The sequence below is a fragment of the Serratia sp. Nf2 genome (assembly GCF_003028435.1).
Taxonomy (GTDB): domain Bacteria; phylum Pseudomonadota; class Gammaproteobacteria; order Enterobacterales; family Enterobacteriaceae; genus Serratia; species Serratia marcescens_L.
The window spans coordinates 61,073-81,074 of the sequence record NZ_PYTW01000010.1; the positions used below are offsets into that span (position 1 = coordinate 61,073).

Below are 20,002 nucleotides of genomic sequence, written 5' to 3' on the forward strand. Positions count from 1 at the left end.
AGGCTTTGTGGCGGCAGGGTTACCGTGCGGCTTTTACTTCGGCTTACAACTTTCGTCACAAATATCGCCGGGAGAGGCGGGCCGTTCGGCATTTGTTTGTGTTACGTTATAACAAATACAGGTAAGACAGGATAATGATGAAGTTACGTCGTCTTTTGGCTGCCTTTGGCGCCGTGTTCAGCGCCGGTGCGATCGCTCATCCGCACAGCTTTATCGACATGAACACCACCTTCGTCGCCAAGGACCAGCGGCTGGTCGGCCTGAAAATGGTGTGGGTGATGGATGAAATCACCTCGGCAGATCTGCTCTACGATGCGAAAAACGCCAAGAGCGATTCGGAGGTGTGGAAAAAGCTGGCGGCGGAAGTGATGGCCAACGTGCTGGGGCAGCACTATTTCACCGATCTTTACCGCGACGGCAAGCCGGTGAAATACCTGAACTTGCCCAGCGAATATCACCTGTCGCGCCAGGGCAATCAGGCGGTGCTGGAGTTCGTGCTGCCGTTGGCCGAGCCACAGCCGCTGGCGGGCAAGCCGTTCGAACTTTCTACTTACGATCCGACTTATTTCGTGGACATGACCTATAAAGACCAAAATGCGCTGCATCTGCCGCCGGAGATGGCGCAGCTGTGCAGCTACAAGCTGATGACGCCGAAGCCGAATGCGTCGCTGCAGGCCTATGCGCTGTCGCTCGACAAGAACGACTCGCCCGGCGAAGACCTGGCGCTGGGGCAGCAGTTCGCCCAGCGGGTGACGCTGCAATGTCGTTAAATTTCTCACCACCGACGACGAGCCAACGCCACTGGGCCTTCGGCCTGTGGCCGCTGCTGCCGTTCACGCTGGCGCTGGCGGCCGCCGCGCTGCTGGCGTGGCACTATTGGCCGCAGCTGCTGATGCAGAGCGTGGTATGGCAAAAAGCGCTGCACCAGCAGATGGCGGGGCTGTTGCAGCAGGTGAAGGCCGCGCCGCAGCAGGCCGGGCTGGCGCTGATGCTGTTCAGCCTCGGCTATGGCGTCTTGCATGCGCTTGGCCCCGGCCACGGCAAAGTGGTGATCGCCACCTACCTGGCTACCCATCCGGCGCGGCTGAAAAGCAGCCTGAAGCTGACCTTCGCCGCCTCGCTGGTGCAGGGCGGAGTGGCGATCGCGCTGGTCACGCTGATGCTGGTGGTATTGCAGCTCTCTTCGCGCCAGCTGCACCAAAGCAGCTTCTGGCTGGAGAAGGGCAGCTTTATCCTGGTGATGCTGCTTGGTGTGCTGCTGAGTTGGCGCGCGCTGAAGCGTTTGTTTGCGGCGATCAAGGCGATGCGCCCGGCGCCGGCGCTGCGCATCAATAGCCTGACGCCGCTGGCGGCGGATCATGTGCACAGCGCCAATTGCGGCTGCGGCCACCGTCATCTGCCGAGCGACAGCGAGCTGCAGGCGGGAAGCGATTGGCGCACTCAGGCCGCCATCGTGCTGGCGATGGGCATGCGCCCCTGTTCGGGGGCGATTTTGGTGCTGCTGTTCTCCAAGGTGATCGGCGTGTTCGGCTGGGGAGTGATCTCCGCGCTGGCGATGGCGTTCGGCACCTCGTTGACCATCTCGATGCTGGCGCTGCTGGTGCATTACAGCCGCCGGCTGGCGGTGCGCCTCAGCCGTTCGCGTGCGCCCGCCGCCTGGAGCGCAGTGGCTTGGGGGGCGTTGGCGCTGGCCGGCGGTCTGATCCTGCTGGCTGCCGGGCTGCTGCTGTACGTCAGCGCGCAGCCGGAATTCGGCGGCGGCATCCGTCCCTTCTCCCGTTAACGGGCATAAAAAAAGCGCTGCATCGGCAGCGCTTTTTTTCGATTCGCTTCTGGCGATTAACGCTTCAGCGCTTCGCTCAGTTCTTCACGCATGGTGGCCAGCATGGCTTTCACTACGCGCGGGTTGCCTGCAACCACGTTGCCGGAGCTGAAGTGGTTGTGGCCACCGACGAAGTCGGTGACCAGGCCGCCGGCTTCACGCACCAGCAGTTCGCCCGCGGCGAAGTCCCACGGCTTCAGGCCGATTTCGAAGAAACCGTCCACGCGGCCGGCGGCCACATAGGCCAGATCCAGCGCAGCGGAACCGGTGCGGCGGAAGTCCGCGCACTGGGTGAACAGCTTGCCGACGATGTTGATGTAAGGCGTTGCGTGTTGTTTGACCTTGAACGGGAAGCCGGTCGCCAGGATGGTGCCATCCAGATCTTTGGCATTGGTGCCGCGCAGGCGGTAACCGTTGAGCTGTGCGCCCTGGCCGCGAGTGGCGGTGAACAGTTCGTTGCGCATCGGATCGTAGACCACGGCCACTTCGGTACGGCCTTTGATGCGTACGGCGATGGAAACGGAGAAATGAGGGAAACGTTTGATGAAGTTTGCAGTGCCATCCAGTGGATCGATCACCCATTGCACATCGCGATCTTCGCCGATCAGCTCACCGCGTTCTTCGCTCACGATACTGTGTTGCGGATAAGACTTGCGGATGACGTCGATGATCAGATGCTCTGCATCGCGATCGACGTTGGTGACGAAGTCATTGGTCCCTTTCTGGCTCGCTTCTACAGCGTCCGGGGTTTCGTAGTTTTTGGCAATCAGGTTACCGGCCTTGCGCGCAGCGCGCACGGCGATAGTCAGCATCGGATGCATGGGTATCTTCCAACTAGGATGTTAAAGAACAGGAAACGGCGCGAAGTATAGCAGCTGTTCGGCAAATTGCCTACGGCTGTGTTAAGATGCTGCGATTTTCCGCCACGCTCAGAGTTTGTATGCTGCACAATATCCGCATTGTTCTGGTTGAGACTTCACATACCGGCAACATGGGCTCGACCGCCAGAGCCATGAAAACCATGGGTTTAACCAACCTTTATCTGGTTAATCCGCTGATCAAACCCGATTCTCAGGCCATCGCCCTGGCCGCCGGCGCCAGCGACGTGATCGGCAACGCCACTATCGTCGATACCCTCGATGACGCCATCGCCGGCTGTAGCCTGGTGGTGGGCACCAGCGCACGTTCTCGCACGTTGCCGTGGCCGATGCTGGAGCCGCGTGAATGCGGCGTGCGCGCGGTGCACGAAGGCGAACACGCGCCGGTGGCGCTGGTGTTCGGCCGCGAACGCGTCGGGCTGACCAACGATGAACTGCAGAAGTGCCACTACCACGTCGCCATTCCGGCCAACCCGGACTACAGCTCGCTGAATCTGGCGATGGCGGTGCAGATCCTGGCGTATGAAGTGCGCGTGGCTTACCTCGATCGCCAACAGGCGGGCGCGCCGCAGCTGGAAGAGACGCCGTATCCGCTGGTGGACGACCTCGAGCGTTTCTATCAGCACCTGGAGCAGACGCTGCAGCGCACCGGCTTTATTCGTCCGTCCCATCCGGGCCAGGTGATGAGCCGCCTGCGTCGGCTGTTCACCCGCGCCCGCCCGGAAGGGCAGGAGCTGAATATCCTGCGCGGCATGCTGACGTCGATCGAGAAACAGGATAAACATCAAGGTAATTAATTGATGTGGCATAACGGTGGACGACAATAGTATTAGTTATCCAAAGGTTATAACATGTATTTTATATACCTTTGTTCTTGCTAAGTTCAAAACGTGCTAATACTTGAGTCAATTACTAGGTTAAATAGTTGACTGTTTTACTCAGGAATGTCAGACTTTCGGCCATATTTGACCAACAGGTAACCATTGAGCTATGAGACTGACATCCAAAGGCCGTTATGCCGTAACCGCTATGCTCGACGTAGCGCTGCATTCCCAGGAAGGGCCGGTACCACTGGCGGACATTTCCGAACGCCAGGGTATTTCGCTCTCTTATCTGGAACAATTATTCTCCCGTCTGCGCAAGAATGGTCTGGTGGCCAGCGTGCGTGGCCCGGGCGGTGGTTATCTGCTGGGTAAAGACGCAGGTGAGATCGCCGTTGGCGCTGTCATCACTGCCGTCGATGAATCGGTAGATGCAACCCGTTGCCAGGGCAAAGAAGGCTGTCAGGGCGGCGATCGCTGCTTGACCCACGCCCTGTGGCGCGATCTGAGCGAGCGCATCAGCGGGTTCCTGAACAACATTACGCTGGCAGAACTGGTCAACAACCAGGAAGTGCTGGTGGTGGCGGATCGTCAAAACAACGATACGCGCCGCACGGCCAACGGTCGTCCGCAAGAAACTATCAACGTTAATCTGCGCGCATAAGCAGCTGGCGAAATTTTTTTAGTTTTTGGAAGTGATGTACGGAGCACAAGAGCAATGAAATTACCGATTTATCTGGATTACTCAGCAACGACGCCGGTCGACCCGCGCGTTGCTGAGAAGATGATGCAGTTTTTGACCCTGGACGGCACTTTTGGCAACCCGGCTTCCCGTTCCCACCGTTTCGGTTGGCAGGCGGAAGAGGCGGTAGACATCGCCCGTAACCAAATTGCCGAACTGGTGGGCGCCGACCCACGCGAAATCGTCTTCACCTCCGGGGCGACCGAATCCGACAACCTTGCGATCAAAGGCGCTGCCAATTTCTACCAGAAAAAAGGCAAGCACATCATCACCAGCAAAACCGAACACAAAGCCGTGCTGGACACCTGCCGTCAGCTGGAGCGCGAAGGGTTTGAAGTGACCTACCTGGCGCCACAGAGCAACGGCATCATCAGCCTGCAGGATCTCGAAGCGGCGCTGCGCGATGACACCATTCTGGTCTCCATCATGCACGTCAATAACGAAATCGGCGTGGTGCAGGATATCGAAGCGATCGGCGAAATGTGCCGTGCGCGCGGTATCATCTACCACGTTGACGCCACCCAGAGCGTGGGCAAACTGCCTATCGATCTGAGCAAGCTGAAAGTCGACCTGATGTCGTTCTCCGGCCACAAAATCTATGGCCCGAAAGGCATCGGCGCGCTGTACGTGCGCCGCAAGCCGCGCATCCGCATCGAAGCGCAGGTACACGGCGGCGGTCACGAGCGCGGCATGCGTTCCGGCACTCTGCCTGTCCACCAGATCGTCGGCATGGGCGAAGCTTACCGCATCGCCAAAGAAGAGATGATCGAAGAGATGGCGCGTCTGCGCACCCTGCGCGATCGTCTGTGGAACGGCGTGAAAGATATGGAAGAAGTGTATCTGAACGGCGATCTGGAGCACGGCGCACCGAACATCCTGAACGTCAGCTTCAACTACGTTGAAGGCGAGTCGCTGATCATGGCGCTGAAAGACCTGGCCGTTTCCTCCGGTTCAGCCTGTACCTCCGCCAGCCTCGAGCCGTCCTACGTGCTGCGCGCGCTGGGCATGAGCGATGAATTGGCGCACAGCTCGATCCGTTTCTCCCTGGGGCGTTTCACCACGGAAGAAGAGATCGACTACACCATTCAACTGGTGCGTAAATCCATTGGCCGTCTGCGCGATCTGTCCCCACTGTGGGAGATGTTCAAGCAGGGCGTGGACATCAACAGCATCGAATGGGCGCATCATTAATTCTCAGGTTTCAGGAGCAAGGTCATGGCTTACAGCGAAAAAGTAATCGATCATTATGAAAACCCGCGTAACGTGGGTTCTTTCGACAACGAAGATCCTACCGTCGGCAGCGGCATGGTAGGGGCACCGGCCTGCGGCGACGTCATGAAGCTGCAGATCAAGGTTAACGATGAAGGCATCATCGAAGACGCGCGCTTTAAAACTTACGGCTGCGGTTCTGCCATCGCCTCCAGCTCGCTGGTGACCGAATGGATGAAAGGCAAGTCGCTGGATCAGGCTGAAGCGATCAAAAACACCCAGATCGCTGAAGAGCTGGAATTGCCGCCGGTCAAAATTCACTGCTCGATCCTGGCTGAAGACGCCATCAAAGCAGCGATTGCCGACTATAAGAGCAAGCATAGCGCCAAGTAATTTGTCTGAGTCGGCCCGGCCGCGCCGGGCTTTGATGTGAAGTGTGAGGTTGTGATGTCTATTACCATGAGCGACAGCGCTGCGCAGCGTGTTCAGGCGTTTTTGACGAACCGCGGCAAAGGTCTCGGCCTGCGTCTGGGAGTGCGAACTTCCGGCTGCTCCGGGATGGCGTACGTGCTGGAATTTGTTGACGAAGCCAACGATGACGACATCGTGTTTGAAGACAAAGGCATCAAGGTGATCATCGACGGCAAGAGTCTGGTCTACCTTGACGGCACCGAGCTTGATTTCGTTAAGGAAGGCCTGAACGAAGGCTTCAAGTTCAACAACCCGAACGTCTCAAGCGAATGCGGCTGCGGCGAGAGTTTCAACGTCTGACAGTCCATCGTGCTCCCCCGTTTCGGCGGGGGAACTTCATCCGCTAACGCCCAGAGCACGCTATGGATTACTTTACTTTATTCGGGCTGCCAGTTCGCTACACCGTGGACGGCAGCCTGCTTGCGTCCCGCTTCCAGGATCTGCAGCGCCAATTCCACCCCGATCGTTTCGCCAACCAGCCGGAGCGCGAACGCCTGATGGCGTTGCAGCAGGCGGCGACCATCAACGAAGCCTACCAGGCGCTGAAGCACCCGTTAAAACGCGCGGAGTATATGCTATCTTTGCACGGCTTCGATCTGGGCAACGAACAGCATACGATGCGCGACACCGCGTTTCTGATGGAACAGCTGGAACTGCGCGAAGAGCTCGACGCCATTGAGCGCAAGCCGGAGGCGGAAAGCCTACTGGCCGATTTCGGCGCGCGGCTGGCCGTCTCCATCAAACAGCGCAGCGCTCTGATGCTGCAGCAGCTGGATGGTGAGCAATGGGCGGACGCCGCCGACACCGTGCGCAAGCTGCGCTTTTTGGACAAACTCCAGCAACAGGTTGAACAACTCGAAGAAAAACTGCTGGGTTTTGAGTAACACCTTCTGATTCTGATTGTGGAAGCTTCAACATGGCCTTATTACAAATTAGTGAGCCTGGCCTCAGCGCCGCGCCGCATCAGCGACGTCTGGCCGCCGGCATCGACTTAGGCACCACCAACTCGCTGGTCGCCACGGTGCGCAGCGGGCAAGCGGAAACGCTGGCCGACGAACAGGGCCGCCATTTGCTGCCTTCGGTGGTGCATTATCAGGCGAACGCGCAGCGCGTCGGCTGGGAGGCGCGCCAACAGGCGGCGCAGGATCCGGCCAATACCGTCAGCTCCATCAAACGCATGATGGGCCGCTCGTTGGCGGACGTGCAGCAACGTTACCCGAACCTGCCTTATCAATTCCAGGCCAGCGACAACGGCCTGCCGCTGATCGTCACCGCCGCCGGCCCGGTTAACCCGGTCGGCGTCTCCGCCGATATCCTGCGGGCCCTGTCCGCGCGCGCGCAAGCGGCGCTGGAAGGCGAGCTGGACGGCGTGGTGATCACCGTTCCCGCCTACTTCGACGACGCGCAGCGCCAGGGCACCAAAGACGCGGCGCGTCTGGCCGGCCTGCACGTCCTGCGCCTGCTGAACGAACCGACCGCGGCGGCGATCGCCTACGGGCTGGATTCCGGCCAGGAAGGGGTGATCGCGGTTTACGATCTGGGCGGCGGCACCTTTGATATCTCCATTCTGCGCCTCAGCCGCGGCGTGTTCGAAGTGCTGGCCACCGGCGGCGATTCCGCGCTGGGCGGCGACGACTTCGATCACCTGCTGGCCGACTGGTTGCGCGAGCAGGCCGGCGTGGCCGATCGCAGCGACCATGGCGTGCAGCGCCAACTGCTGGATGCCGCCATCGCCGCCAAAATCGCGTTGAGCGATGCCGACAGCGTGCGCGTCGAGGTGGCCGGCTGGCAGGGCGAGGTGACCCGCGCCCAGTTCGAAGCGCTGATCGCTCCGCTGGTGAAACGCACGCTGATGGCCTGCCGCCGCGCGCTGAAAGACGCCGGCGTCGCCGCCGACGAGGTGCTGGAAGCGGTGATGGTCGGTGGTTCTACCCGCGTGCCACTGGTGCGTGAGCAAGTGGGGGCCTTCTTCGGCCGTGCGCCGCTGACGTCGATCGATCCGGATAAAGTGGTCGCCATCGGTGCCGCGATCCAGGCCGACATTCTGGTGGGCAACAAGCCGGACAGCGACATGCTGCTGCTGGACGTGATCCCGCTGTCGCTGGGCCTCGAAACCATGGGCGGTCTGGTGGAGAAAGTGATCCCGCGCAACACCACCATCCCGGTGGCGCGCGCGCAGGAATTCACCACCTTTAAAGACGGCCAGAGCGCGATGATGATCCACGTGCTGCAGGGCGAGCGCGAGCTGGTGCAGGACTGCCGTTCGCTGGCGCGCTTCACGCTGCGCGGCCTGCCGCCATTGCCTGCCGGGGGGGCGCACATTCGCGTCACCTTCCAGGTGGATGCCGACGGTCTGCTGAGCGTCACCGCGATGGAGAAATCCACCGGCGTCGAAGCCTCGATCCAGGTGAAGCCGTCGTACGGTCTGTCGGACAGCGAAATCGCCGGCATGATCAAGGATTCGATGGCCAACGCGCAAAGCGACGTGGGCGCGCGCAAGCTGGCGGAGCAACGCGTGGAAGCTGCGCGGGTGCTGGAAAGCCTGCAGGGCGCGCTGGCCACCGACGCCGCGCTGCTGAGCGAGGCGGAAAGCCAGGCGATCGCCGCCGCGACCCAGGCGTTGCAGCAGGCGGCGCAGGGTGAAGATCCTGCCGCTATCGAAGACGCCATCAAAACATTAGATGCACAAACGCAAGATTTTGCCGCGCGCCGCATGGACGCTTCCATTCGCCGCGCGCTGGCTGGCCATTCTGTGGATGAGGTTTAACCATGCCTAAAATTGTTTTCCTGCCCCATCAAGATCTTTGCCCGGAAGGGGCGGTTCTGGACGCTGAAAAAGGGGAGTCGATCCTCAACGTTGCGCTGCGCAACGGCATTGAAATCGAGCACGCCTGCGAGAAATCCTGCGCCTGCACCACCTGCCACTGCATCGTGCGTGAAGGCTTCGATTCGCTGGAAGAGAGCAGCGAGCTGGAAGACGACATGCTGGACAAAGCGTGGGGGCTGGAGCCGGAAAGCCGTCTGAGCTGCCAGGCGCTGGTCGCTGACGAAGATCTGGTGGTCGAAATGCCGCGCTACACCGTCAACCACGCGCGTGAGCATTAATTGTTAGCCGCAGCGCCAACCCGGAGATCATAATGGGACTGAAGTGGACCGACAGCCGAGAAATCGGCGAAGCCCTGTACGACCAATACCCGGACACCGATCCGAAAACCGTGCGTTTTACCGACATGCATCAGTGGATCTGCGATCTGGAAGAGTTCGACGACGATCCGCAGGCTTCCAACGAAAAAATACTGGAAGCGATCCTGCTGGTCTGGTTAGATGAAGCGGAGTAAATAGCGTAACGGGCTGCCATGGGCGGCCCGTTTATTTTGTATCCGACATACCCGTCGTCTTTCAAACCGCAGCGTTGTTACCTGCACGATCACACCCCAGTCACTTACCTGAGTAAGCTCCTGGGGACGAGATCGCTGGGCGCCTAGCTGCAATTTGAAATCCATAGGGTATGCAATAAAGCCCTAATGAAATAATAAAGGGAACATCCGGAGTAAGAAGGCTATGACAACAGAATTCATGCAGGTCACGCTGTCGCAACAACCAGCCGACGCCCGTTGGGGCGAAAAAGCGCTGCTCAGCACCAACGGCGAAGGGATGACCATCCACCTGACCGGCGCCGACAAGCTGGGCGCGATCCAGCGTGCGGGTCGCAAAATTGACGGTCAGGGCATCAAAAACGTCAAACTCGCCGGCGACGGTTGGGACTTGGAAAACAGCTGGGCGTTTTGGCAGGGCTACCGCGGGCCGAAAGGGCAACGCAACGTCGAATGGGCCGAACTGCCGGAAGCCGCACGTCAGGAGCTGGATAAGCGCCTGAAGATCGTAGATTGGGTGCGTGACACCATCAATATGCCGGCGGAAGAGCTGGGGCCGGAGCAGCTGGCGACCCGCGCCGTCGATCTGATGTGCGACGTCGGCTGCGATGCCGTCAGCTACCGCATCACCAAGGGCGAAGATCTGCGCGAGCAGAACTATGCCGGCATCCACACCGTCGGCCGCGGCTCCGAGCGCCCACCGGTGCTGCTGGCGCTCGACTTCAACCCGACCGGTAACCCGGACGCGCCGGTGTTCGCCTGCCTGGTCGGCAAGGGCATCACCTTCGATACCGGCGGTTATAGCCTGAAACAGAGCGCTTTTATGGACTCGATGAAGGCTGACATGGGCGGCGCGGCGACCATCACCGGCGCTCTGGCGCTGGCGGCGGCGCGCGGCCTGAAGCAGCGCGTGAAGCTGTACCTGTGCTGCGCCGACAACATGGTCAGCGGCAACGCTTTCAAACTGGGCGACATCATTCGCTACCGCAACGGCAAAACCGTTGAGGTGATGAACACCGATGCGGAAGGGCGCCTGGTGCTGGCCGACGGCCTGATCGACGCTTCTCAGCAGAACCCGCAGCTGATTATCGACTGCGCCACCCTGACCGGCGCGGCCAAAACCGCGGTCGGCAATGACTACCATGCGCTGTTCAGCTTCGACGATGCGCTGGCGCAGGAGCTGCTGAGCAGTGCCGCCGCCGAGCACGAGCCGTTCTGGCGTCTGCCGCTGGCCGAGTTCCACCGCAGCCAGCTGCCGTCCAACTTCGCCGAGCTGAACAACGTGGCCGGCCCGGCCTACACCGCCGGCGCCAGCACCGCGGCGGCCTTCCTGTCGCACTTCGTCAAGAACTACCAGCAAGGCTGGCTGCACATCGACTGTTCCGCCACCTACCGCAAAGGCGCGGTGGAGCAGTGGTCGGCCGGTGCGACCGGTCTGGGCGTGCGCGCCCTGGCCAACCTGCTGCTGAGCAAAGCCAAATAATTGAACGCCCGCCGCGTCGGGCGCTAGAATGCGCATTATCTTCGGGGCCCAGCATGCTGGGCCTCGCTATTTGATCCCTGGAGTTTGCCATGAGTGCCCATCATCACGATGCCGCCCCGAGCGAGAACGAACTTGAACGCCTGCTGAAGCTGGCGGTGACGGAGCCGGCCCATCGCCCGGCGTTCTTCCGTGAACTGCTCGACGCCACGGTGCTGATCCTCGGCGACAGCGAGCAGGTGCAGCAGGACGGCGACATCGCGCTGAACGCGGATACGCCGGTCAATATCCAGCATTGGGAGAAGCAGGACGGCGGCAGCATCATTCCGTTCTTCACCTCGCTGGAAGCGCTGCAGAAGGCCGTTGAGGACGAACAGCCATTTATCGCCATGCCGGCGCGGGTGTTGTTCGAAATCACCCAGGGCGCGGATCTGTTCCTCAACCCGAAGGCGGAGTACGGCAAGGAGTTCTACCCGGAAGAGGTGGCGATGCTGCTGGCGACCGGCGGCGTCGTCAAACCGGTGGAGCATTACGTCGATAAAGAGACCCAAATCCTGCTGGGGCAGCCCGAAGCGTATCCGTCGGCGATGGTGGACGCGTTGACCACGCTGTTCAGCCAGCGCAAGCCGGTGCGCCGCGCGTTTCTGGCGCTGATGCACGACCAGGCGGCGGACGAGAAGCCGAATTTGCTGATCGGGCTGGAAGTGGACGCCGAGCCGGCGGAGATCGAGGCGTTGATCAACGAGGCCGGCAGCGTCGCCAGCGAAACGGCGCCGAACGACGAACCGGTGGATTTCTGCCTGGTGTCGGAGAATGAGCGCGGCATCAGCCACTATCTGATCTCCCATACGCAGCCGTTTTATCAGCGCCGCTGGGGCAGCTGGCTGCGCAATTTGATCCCGTCTACCGACAAGACCCAGTAGCGCCGCCACGTTGTCGAAAATGGCCTATGAAGATCATATTTTTTTAATGAAATGTTGATTTTCCCGTAGGCAAGCGTTAACGGCGCACATATAATCTGCGCCACTTGAGAAGGCCGGCAACATTGCAGACCGGCCTGTTTTGGATGTTATACAGAGGCCATCATGACCGTAGAACGTACCTTTTCCATCGTTAAACCAAACGCTGTAGCCAACAACGACATCGGCGCTATCTATGCGCGTTTCGAGCGTGCCGGTTTCAAAATCATCGCCGCTAAAATGCTGCGCCTGACTCGCGAGCAAGCTGAAGGCTTCTACGCTGAGCACAAAGGCCGTCCATTCTTCGACGGTCTGGTTGAGTTCATGACCTCTGGCCCAATCATGGTGCAGGTTCTGGAATCTGAAAACGCCGTGCAGCGCAACCGCGACATCATGGGCGCAACCAACCCGGACAACGCGCTGGCCGGTACCCTGCGTGCCGACTACGCGGACAGCTTCACCGCTAACGCCGTTCACGGTTCCGACTCCGTTGAATCCGCACAGCGTGAAATCGCTTACTTCTTCAACGAAAGCGAAATCTGCGCACGTTAATCGTGCCGTTTCTTGGCTGATAGCCCGGCATTCACCGGCTGAAACAATAAAAATGCCCTGAATGCCTTTCAGCCGTAGCCACCCGCTACTAAAATTTGTACAATGCCGCGCCCCTGATAAGACGACTTGTCAGGGGCGCGTTTTTAGTGCCGCCACCCGAATCATGCGGGCTGAAATGCACAACTTACTGTCCATTCTTTAGCGCCATAACGTGTAATAACGAGGCCAGAGATCATTATGTTAGAACCCATCACGTCCGAGCACACCGTGTCTGAAAATAATTCGCTGACTACCCCCTCCGTTAACGTGGAGCAACCGGCTGCGGCCAAAATCAACCTGCTGGACCTGAACCGCCAGCAAATGCGTGAATTCTTTGCCGAAATGGGCGAGAAACCGTTCCGCGCCGATCAGGTGATGAAGTGGATGTACCACTACTGCTGCGACGATTTCGAGCAGATGACCGACATCAACAAAGTCCTGCGCGGCAAGCTGCAGCGCGTGGCGGAAATTCGCGCGCCGGAAGTGGCGGAAGAACAGCGCTCGGCCGACGGCACCATCAAGTGGGCGATTAAGGTCGGCGATCAGCAGGTCGAAACCGTGTACATCCCGGAAGCCGACCGCGCGACGCTGTGCGTCTCCTCGCAGGTAGGCTGCGCGCTGGAGTGCAAATTCTGTTCGACGGCGCAGCAGGGCTTCAACCGCAACCTGCGCGTGTCGGAAATCATCGGCCAGGTGTGGCGCGCGGCGAAAATCATCGGCGCGCTGAAAGTGACCGGCCAACGTCCGATCACCAACGTGGTGATGATGGGCATGGGCGAGCCGCTGCTCAACCTGAACAACGTGGTGCCGGCGATGGAAATCATGCTGGACGACTTCGGCTTTGGCCTGTCCAAACGCCGCGTGACCCTGTCTACCTCCGGCGTAGTGCCGGCGCTGGACAAGCTGGGCGACATGATCGACGTGGCGCTGGCGATCTCGCTGCATGCGCCGAACGACACCATCCGCGATGAGATCGTGCCGATCAACCGCAAGTACAACATCGAGACCTTCCTGTCCGCGGTGCGCCGCTATCTGGAGAAATCCAACGCCAATCAGGGCCGCGTGACCGTCGAGTACGTGATGCTGGATCATATCAACGACAGCACCGACGATGCGCATCAGCTGGCGGAAGTGCTGAAAGACACGCCGTGCAAGATCAACCTGATCCCATGGAACCCGTTCCCGGGCGCCCCTTACGGCCGCAGTTCCAACAGCCGGGTGGATCGTTTCTCCAAGGTGTTGATGGAATACGGCTTTACGACTATTGTTCGTAAAACCCGTGGTGACGATATCGACGCCGCCTGCGGGCAACTGGCGGGTGAAGTGATCGATCGTACCAAGCGTACCCTGAAGAAGAAAATGGCCGGGGAACCTATCAACGTACGGGCGGTCTGAATCCTATAGCACCATTTTTTGTTATCTAACAGCCTGTTATGCGAAAGCGTGTCGCTGATGGGCGTTAGCTGACGGCCGATAAGGAAATGAATGCGGGCATGAAGCTGAAACTGTGGGGTGTGTGGCTGGCGGCCGGGTTGTTGGCCGGGTGTTCCGGTTCAGCGCCGGAAAAGGAAGCACAAGTCTCTGAGGCGGGCCAGACGCGGTTGCAGCTGGGCCTGGAGTACCTGCAGCAAGGCGACATGGACGCCGCGCGCCAGAACCTGGAAAAGGCGCTGGATGCGGCCCCGCAGGATTACCGCACGCAGTTGGGCATGGCGCTCTACGCGCAGCGGATCGGTGAAAATGCCGCAGCCGAACAGCGTTATCGGCAAGCGCTCAAACTTGCGCCAGGCAATGGCACCGTGTTGAATAATTACGGTGCGTTTCTTTGCGGTTTAGGGCAGTATGTACCGGCGCAACAGCAGTTTAGCGCTGCGGCGCTGGCGCCCGATTATGGCCAGGTCGCCGACAGCCTGGAAAACGCAGGTTACTGTTTTCTCAAGGCCGGACAAAACGATGAGGCGCGCACGCTGTTGAGCCGCGCGCTGAAGGTCGATCCGGACAAAGGCACTCCGCTGTTGGCGGAGGCCGAAAAGCAATTTGGAGAAGGGAAGCGCGCCCAGTCGCAACTTTTATTGGATGTTTATCAGCATGTTCTGCCGGCCAGCGCCAGCAGCTTATGGTTACAGATTCGTTTCGCCGCGTTAGCCGGCCGTCAGGATAGCGTTCAACGCTATGGCAAGCAGCTAGCGCGAAGTTTTCCACAATCCAAACAGTACCAGCAGTTCTTAGCTAATGAATACTGAAGCCTCCCAAGATAAAACCGAATCCATGACGACAGGCCAGCGCCTGCGTCAGGCCCGTGAGCAACTCGGGCTGAGCCAACAGACCGTTGCAGAACGCCTGTGTCTCAAAATGTCCACCGTGCGCGATATCGAGGAAGACAGCGTGTCTGCTGACCTCGCGTCCACCTTCGTGCGCGGCTACATCCGTTCCTACGCCAAGCTGGTGCATTTGCCGGAAGACGAACTGTTGCCGATGTTGGCCAAGCAGGCGCCGTTGAAGATGGCGAAAGTGGCGCCGATGCAAAGCTTCTCGCTGGGCAAGCGCCGCAAGAAACGCGACGGCTGGCTGATGAGCTTCACCTGGCTTATCGTGTTCGTGGTGATAGGCCTGACCGGCGCCTGGTGGTGGCAAAACCACAAGGCCCAGCAGGAAGAGATCGCCACCATGGCCGATCAGTCTTCCGCGCAGCTTTCGCAGAATAACGAAGGGCAGTCCGTGCCGCTGACCGACGGCAACGCCGACGCCGGCACTAACGTGCCGTTGACCGACAACAGCGCAGCGCCGGCCGATGCCGGCGCTGCGGCTCAGGCGCCGGCGGCTACCGCTCAGGCGCCGAGTGCGGCTCAGCAGCAGCCTGCCGTGGTGTCGCCAAGCCAGACAACCCTGCCGGAAACCGCGCCGGCGGCACAAGCGCCGTTGCCGACCGCCGATGCGGGCGTGGCTGCGCCGGTGGCCGATCCGAATGCGCTGGTGATGGATTTCTCCGCCGACTGCTGGCTGCAGGTGACCGACGCGAGCGGTAAGACGCTGTTCAGCGGCACCCAGAAGCAGGGTGGCAAGCTGAACCTGGCCGGCACTGCGCCGTATAAACTGACCATCGGCGCGCCGGCGGCAGTACAGATCCAGTATCAGGGTAAGCCGGTTGATTTAAGCCGGTTCGTTAAGTCAAACCGTGTTGCTCGCCTGACCGTCGCCGCGCAGTAATCGCGCGGCTGGTCGTGATGTCAGAGCAGCAATGGAGAGTAAGTAATGCATAACCAAGCGCCCATCAACCGTCGAAAATCTACACGCATTTACGTCGGCAAGGTGCCTATTGGTGATGGTGCGCCGATTGCTGTGCAGTCGATGACCAACACCCGTACCACCGATGTTGAAGCAACGGTTAATCAGATTAAAGCGCTGGAGCGCGTGGGCGTCGACATCGTCCGCGTTTCGGTTCCTACCATGGACGCCGCAGAGGCGTTCAAGCTGATCAAGCAGCAGGTCAACGTGCCGCTGGTCGCCGATATCCACTTCGATTATCGCATCGCGCTGCAGGTTGCCGAATACGGCGTAGACTGCCTGCGCATCAACCCGGGCAACATCGGCAACGAATCGCGCATTCGCTCGGTGGTGGACTGCGCCCGCGATAAGAACATCCCGATTCGCATCGGCGTCAACGGCGGCTCGCTGGAGAAAGACCTGCAGGAAAAGTACGGTGAACCTACGCCGGAAGCGCTGCTGGAATCCGCCATGCGCCACGTGGACATCCTCGATCGCCTCAACTTCGACCAGTTCAAGGTCAGCGTCAAGGCGTCGGACGTGTTTCTGGCGGTGCAATCTTACCGCCTGCTGGCGTCGCGCATCGATCAGCCGCTGCATCTGGGCATCACCGAAGCCGGCGGCGCGCGCAGCGGGTCGGTCAAATCGGCCATCGGCCTGGGCATGTTGCTGTCTGAAGGCATCGGCGACACCCTGCGCATCTCGCTGGCGGCGGATCCGGTCGAAGAAGTGAAGGTCGGTTTCGATATCCTGAAGTCGCTGCGCATCCGCGCGCGCGGTATCAACTTTATCGCCTGTCCGACCTGTTCGCGTCAGGAGTTCGACGTGATCGGCACGGTGAACGCGCTGGAGCAGCGTCTGGAAGATATCATCACGCCGATGGACGTTTCGATCATCGGCTGCGTGGTGAACGGTCCGGGCGAAGCGCTGGTGTCCACCATGGGCGTGACCGGCGGCCACAAGAAGAGCGGCTTCTATGAAGACGGCGTGCGCCAGAAAGAGCGTTTCGACAACGAACAGATGATCGACCAGCTGGAAGCGAAAATTCGCGCCAAGGCCGCGATGATGGATGAAAGCAACCGCATCACGGTCAACCTGCTGGAAAAATAAGCGTTATTGCTACATGGCGGGCCTGTTGGCCCGCTTGTTTATGAGCCTGAAGGGCAGAAAACCGCATCCGCGTTGAATACCGGGCGGCAAAGTCCCTATAATCAGGTTCATTTTTACAGACAACGGACAGAGAACTCACGTGGCAAAGAACATTCAAGCCATTCGCGGCATGAACGACTACCTGCCGGAAGAAACGGCATTATGGCAGCGTATTGAAGGCACCCTCAAGCAGGTGCTGGGCAGCTACGGTTACAGCGAAATCCGGTTGCCGATTGTAGAGCAGACCCCGTTATTCAAACGCGCGATCGGCGAAGTGACCGACGTCGTGGAAAAAGAGATGTATACCTTCGAAGACCGCAACGGCGAAAGCCTGACGCTGCGTCCGGAAGGGACGGCTGGCTGCGTGCGCGCCGGCATCGAACATGGTCTGCTGTACAATCAGGAACAGCGTCTGTGGTACATCGGCCCGATGTTCCGCTACGAGCGCCCGCAGAAGGGCCGCTACCGTCAGTTCCATCAGCTGGGCGCGGAAGTGTTCGGCCTGCAAGGCCCGGACATCGACGCCGAGCTGATCCTGCTGACGGCCCGCTGGTGGAAAGCGCTGGGCATCGCCGAGCACGTCAAGCTGGAGCTGAACTCCATCGGTTCGCTGGAGGCGCGTGCCAACTACCGCGACGCGCTGGTGGCGTTCCTGGAGCAGCACGTCGAGGTGCTGGACGAAGACTGCAAACGCCGCATGTACAGCAACCCGCTGCGCGTGCTGGACTCCAAGAATCCTGAGGTGCAGGCGCTGCTGAACGACGCGCCGCGCCTGTCCGAGTACCTGGATGAAGAATCCCGTGCTCACTTCGCCGGTCTGTGTGAACTTTTGGCGCAGGCAGGTATCCCATATACCGTTAACGAGCGCCTGGTGCGCGGTCTGGATTACTACAACCGCACCGTGTTTGAGTGGGTGACCACCAGCCTGGGCGCGCAGGGCACCGTCTGCGCGGGCGGCCGTTACGACGGCCTGGTCGAGCAATTGGGCGGCCGTGCCACCCCGGCGGTCGGTTTCGCCATGGGCCTCGAGCGTCTGGTGTTGCTGGTGCAGGCGGTTAACCCGGAATTCAAGGCGCCGTCGGCTATCGACGTGTACGTCATCTCTTCCGGCGCGGGCACCCAGAGCGCGGCGATGCAGTTGGCTGAACAGGTGCGCGATGCGGCGCCTCAGCTGAAGCTGATGACCAATTACGGCGGCGGCAACTTCAAGAAGCAGATCACCCGTGCGGACAAATGGGGCGCGCGCATCGCGCTGATCCTGGGTGAGAGCGAAGTGGCGGCGCAGCAGGTGGTGGTGAAAGACCTGCGCAGTGGTGAACAAGAAACGCTGGCGCAAAGCGAAGTCGCTGCGCGTCTGGCTTTGATGTTAGGTTAAGGAGAAGGACACCGTGGAAGTCTATACCACTGAAAACGAACAAGTCGACGCACTGCGTCGGTTCTTTGCCGAGAACGGCAAAGCGCTGGCGGTGGGCGTGGTGCTCGGAATTGGTGCCCTGGTTGGCTGGCGTTACTGGCAGAGCCATGAAAACTCCAACATGATGGCGGCATCGCAATCCTATCAGGAAGCCAGCGATCGTCTGGCGGCCGGCAAGCCGGATGACGTGGCTGCCGCGGAGAAATTTGTCCAGGCTAACGGCAACAGCTACGGCGTATTGGCCGCGCTGCAGTTGGCCAAGCACTTTGTCGAACAGAATGATTTCGCCAAGGCGGAACAGCAATTGGCGCTGGCGCAGGGCCAGACCAAAGACGACAACCTGTTGGCGATGATCGACCTGCGTCTGGCGCGCGTCCAGCTGCAGGAGAAAAAGCTGGATGAAGCGCTGAAAACGCTGGATGGCGTGAAAGGCGAAGGCTGGGCGGCGATGATGCAGGATGTGCGCGGCGATGTGTTGCTGGCCAAGGGTGACGCCAAGGGCGCGCGCGAAGCTTACAGCAAAGGCATTGAGTCCAACGCTTCTCAGGCGCTGCAGGTTCTGCTGCGCATGAAATTGAATAACTTGTCCAGCTAAGGGGAATTCCCATGCAATTGCGTAAAACACTCTTGGTCGGACTGGTTTCCGCTGCCTTGCTGAGTGGTTGCTCGCTGTTTAACAGCGAAGAAGACGTGGTTACCATGTCGCCGTTGCCGAAAGTTGAAAATCAGTTTACGCCGAGCAAGGCGTGGAGCACCTCGGTAGGCGACGGCATCGGTGAATATTACTCCCACCTGCGTCCGGCCTATCAGGACAGCACCATTTACGCCGCCGATCGCTTCGGCATCGTGAAAGCGATGGACGCCGACAGCGGCAACGAGAAGTGGAAGGTCAATCTCTCCGAGAAGACCGGTTTCTTCTCCAGCAACCTGTCTGCGCTGCTGTCGGGCGGCCTGACGGTCGCGGGTGACAAGGTTTACGTCGGCAGCGAAAAAGCGGTGGTTTACGCATTGAACACCGCCGACGGCGCCATCGCCTGGCAGACCAAAGTGGCCGGCGAAGCGATCTCCCGTCCGGTTGTCAGCGACGGCATGGTGTTGGTGCACACCTCCAACGGCATGCTGCAGGCGCTGAACGAAGCCGACGGCGCGGTGAAGTGGACGGTTAACCTGGACATGCCTTCGCTGTCGCTGCGCGGTGAATCCGCGCCGGCTGTCGCCTTTGGCGCCGCCATCGTCGGCGGTGACAACGGCCGCGTCAGCGCCGTGCTGATGCAGCAGGGCCAACTGATCTGGCAACAGCGTATTTCTCAGCCGAGCGGCGCGACCGAAATCGATCGCCTGAACGACGTGGATACGACGCCGGTGATCGTTGACGGCGTAGTCTACGCACTGGGTTACAACGGCAACCTGACGGCGCTGGATCTGCGTTCCGGCCAGATCATCTGGAAACGCGAGCTGGGTTCGGTGAACGATTTCATCGTCGACGCGGGCCGTATCTATCTGATCGACCAGAACGATCGCGTGGTGGCACTCAGCACCGAAGGCGGCGTGACCGTGTGGACGCAGAGCGATCTGCTGCACCGCAACCTGACGCCGCCGGTGATGTATAATGGTTATCTGGTGACCGGTGACGCCGAAGGCTATCTGCACTGGATCAACACCACCGATGGCCGTTTTGTCGCCCAGCAGGAAGTGGACAGCTCCGGCTTCCTGTCTGCGCCGATGGTGGCCGGCGACAAGCTGATCATCCAGGCTCGCGGCGGGAAAGTTTACGCTTTCACCCGCTAACGCCGCTCGTCGTGACCCTTCTTGCACCCGAAAGATTTCG

The 20,002-nt window shown here is 60.1% G+C and carries 22 protein-coding genes; 21 read left to right on the forward strand and 1 reads right to left on the reverse strand.

Going from position 1 to position 20,002, the window contains the following annotated elements; translation table 11 throughout:
- Nucleotides 1-134 precede the first annotated feature (134 nt).
- Together C9411_RS20400 and C9411_RS20405 are read left to right on the forward strand one after the other, a co-directional pair.
- On the forward strand, nt 135-770 hold the full coding sequence (locus C9411_RS20400; protein WP_033651572.1) for a DUF1007 family protein: 636 nt from the start codon (nt 135-137) through the stop codon (nt 768-770).
- On the forward strand, nt 761-1,783 hold the full coding sequence (locus C9411_RS20405) for a nickel/cobalt transporter (RefSeq protein ID WP_107227810.1): 1,023 nt from the start codon (nt 761-763) through the stop codon (nt 1,781-1,783). The genes C9411_RS20400 and C9411_RS20405 overlap by 10 nt, the downstream gene beginning before the upstream one ends.
- A 56-nt stretch (nt 1,784-1,839) precedes the next feature.
- Here the strand turns inward: C9411_RS20405 and suhB are convergent, their stop codons facing one another.
- Nucleotides 1,840-2,643: an inositol-1-monophosphatase gene (gene suhB, locus C9411_RS20410; RefSeq protein WP_004941400.1), complete on the reverse strand. Its 804-nt coding sequence runs from the start codon at nt 2,641-2,643 to the stop codon at nt 1,840-1,842.
- 119 nt (nt 2,644-2,762) lie between these two features.
- Between suhB and trmJ the strand changes: the two genes are divergently transcribed.
- The 19 genes from trmJ to bamB all read left to right on the forward strand — a co-directional run bounded on the left by trmJ (nt 2,763) and on the right by bamB (nt 19,962).
- Entirely contained in the window at nt 2,763-3,497 is a 735-nt protein-coding gene (trmJ, locus tag C9411_RS20415; RefSeq protein ID WP_025303916.1) for a tRNA (cytosine(32)/uridine(32)-2'-O)-methyltransferase TrmJ, read from the forward strand.
- Nucleotides 3,498-3,690: 193 nt separating this feature from the next.
- Nucleotides 3,691-4,185, forward strand: coding sequence for a Fe-S cluster assembly transcriptional regulator IscR (gene iscR, locus C9411_RS20420; RefSeq protein ID WP_004941404.1), 495 nt, complete (start codon nt 3,691-3,693; stop codon nt 4,183-4,185).
- A 54-nt stretch (nt 4,186-4,239) separates the two neighbouring features.
- Nucleotides 4,240-5,454: a cysteine desulfurase gene (gene iscS, locus C9411_RS20425; RefSeq protein ID WP_107227811.1), complete on the forward strand. Its 1,215-nt coding sequence runs from the start codon at nt 4,240-4,242 to the stop codon at nt 5,452-5,454.
- A gap of 24 nt (nt 5,455-5,478) precedes the next feature.
- Complete coding sequence (gene iscU, locus C9411_RS20430) at nt 5,479-5,865, forward strand: Fe-S cluster assembly scaffold IscU (RefSeq protein ID WP_004941408.1); 387 nt, start codon at nt 5,479-5,481, stop codon at nt 5,863-5,865.
- Nucleotides 5,866-5,919: 54 nt separating this feature from the next.
- Entirely contained in the window at nt 5,920-6,243 is a 324-nt protein-coding gene (iscA, locus tag C9411_RS20435) for an iron-sulfur cluster assembly protein IscA (protein WP_004941410.1), read from the forward strand.
- Nucleotides 6,244-6,305: 62 nt separating this feature from the next.
- Nucleotides 6,306-6,827, forward strand: a complete 522-nt coding sequence (gene hscB, locus C9411_RS20440; RefSeq protein ID WP_063990540.1) for a co-chaperone HscB — start codon at nt 6,306-6,308, stop codon at nt 6,825-6,827.
- Between the two features lie 32 nt (nt 6,828-6,859).
- Nucleotides 6,860-8,710 (forward strand): Fe-S protein assembly chaperone HscA, encoded by a 1,851-nt coding sequence (hscA, locus tag C9411_RS20445; protein WP_107227812.1) that lies wholly within the window; start codon nt 6,860-6,862, stop codon nt 8,708-8,710.
- 2 nt (nt 8,711-8,712) lie between these two features.
- The gene (gene fdx / locus C9411_RS20450) at nt 8,713-9,048 is read left to right on the forward strand and encodes an ISC system 2Fe-2S type ferredoxin (RefSeq protein WP_046897754.1); all 336 of its coding nucleotides are present in this window, start codon (nt 8,713-8,715) and stop codon (nt 9,046-9,048) included.
- Nucleotides 9,049-9,080: 32 nt separating this feature from the next.
- Entirely contained in the window at nt 9,081-9,281 is a 201-nt protein-coding gene (gene iscX / locus C9411_RS20455) for a Fe-S cluster assembly protein IscX (RefSeq protein ID WP_006327336.1), read from the forward strand.
- A gap of 223 nt (nt 9,282-9,504) precedes the next feature.
- Nucleotides 9,505-10,800 carry an aminopeptidase PepB gene (pepB, locus tag C9411_RS20465; protein ID WP_063990538.1) on the forward strand — a complete coding sequence of 432 codons (1,296 nt, stop codon included), beginning with the start codon at nt 9,505-9,507 and terminating at the stop codon, nt 10,798-10,800.
- A gap of 89 nt (nt 10,801-10,889) precedes the next feature.
- Nucleotides 10,890-11,720, forward strand: coding sequence for an enhanced serine sensitivity protein SseB (gene sseB / locus C9411_RS20470; protein ID WP_063990537.1), 831 nt, complete (start codon nt 10,890-10,892; stop codon nt 11,718-11,720).
- A 162-nt stretch (nt 11,721-11,882) separates the two neighbouring features.
- Nucleotides 11,883-12,308 carry a nucleoside-diphosphate kinase gene (ndk, locus tag C9411_RS20475; protein ID WP_004941424.1) on the forward strand — a complete coding sequence of 142 codons (426 nt, stop codon included), beginning with the start codon at nt 11,883-11,885 and terminating at the stop codon, nt 12,306-12,308.
- Between the two features lie 237 nt (nt 12,309-12,545).
- Complete coding sequence (locus C9411_RS20480; RefSeq protein ID WP_063990536.1) at nt 12,546-13,742, forward strand: bifunctional tRNA (adenosine(37)-C2)-methyltransferase TrmG/ribosomal RNA large subunit methyltransferase RlmN; 1,197 nt, start codon at nt 12,546-12,548, stop codon at nt 13,740-13,742.
- Between the two features lie 98 nt (nt 13,743-13,840).
- Nucleotides 13,841-14,590, forward strand: coding sequence for a type IV pilus biogenesis/stability protein PilW (gene pilW / locus C9411_RS20485; RefSeq protein ID WP_063990649.1), 750 nt, complete (start codon nt 13,841-13,843; stop codon nt 14,588-14,590).
- Nucleotides 14,580-15,554 carry a cytoskeleton protein RodZ gene (rodZ, locus tag C9411_RS20490; RefSeq protein WP_063990535.1) on the forward strand — a complete coding sequence of 325 codons (975 nt, stop codon included), beginning with the start codon at nt 14,580-14,582 and terminating at the stop codon, nt 15,552-15,554. Before pilW ends, rodZ begins: the two co-directional genes overlap by 11 nt.
- 45 nt (nt 15,555-15,599) lie before the next feature.
- On the forward strand, nt 15,600-16,721 hold the full coding sequence (gene ispG, locus C9411_RS20495; RefSeq protein WP_016929756.1) for a flavodoxin-dependent (E)-4-hydroxy-3-methylbut-2-enyl-diphosphate synthase: 1,122 nt from the start codon (nt 15,600-15,602) through the stop codon (nt 16,719-16,721).
- 139 nt (nt 16,722-16,860) lie between these two features.
- Complete coding sequence (gene hisS / locus C9411_RS20500; protein ID WP_025159556.1) at nt 16,861-18,135, forward strand: histidine--tRNA ligase; 1,275 nt, start codon at nt 16,861-16,863, stop codon at nt 18,133-18,135.
- Between the two features lie 13 nt (nt 18,136-18,148).
- Nucleotides 18,149-18,769: a YfgM family protein gene (locus C9411_RS20505; protein WP_033635592.1), complete on the forward strand. Its 621-nt coding sequence runs from the start codon at nt 18,149-18,151 to the stop codon at nt 18,767-18,769.
- Between the two features lie 11 nt (nt 18,770-18,780).
- Nucleotides 18,781-19,962 (forward strand): outer membrane protein assembly factor BamB, encoded by a 1,182-nt coding sequence (gene bamB, locus C9411_RS20510; RefSeq protein WP_033635590.1) that lies wholly within the window; start codon nt 18,781-18,783, stop codon nt 19,960-19,962.
- The last annotated feature ends 40 nt before the right edge of the window (nt 19,963-20,002 follow it).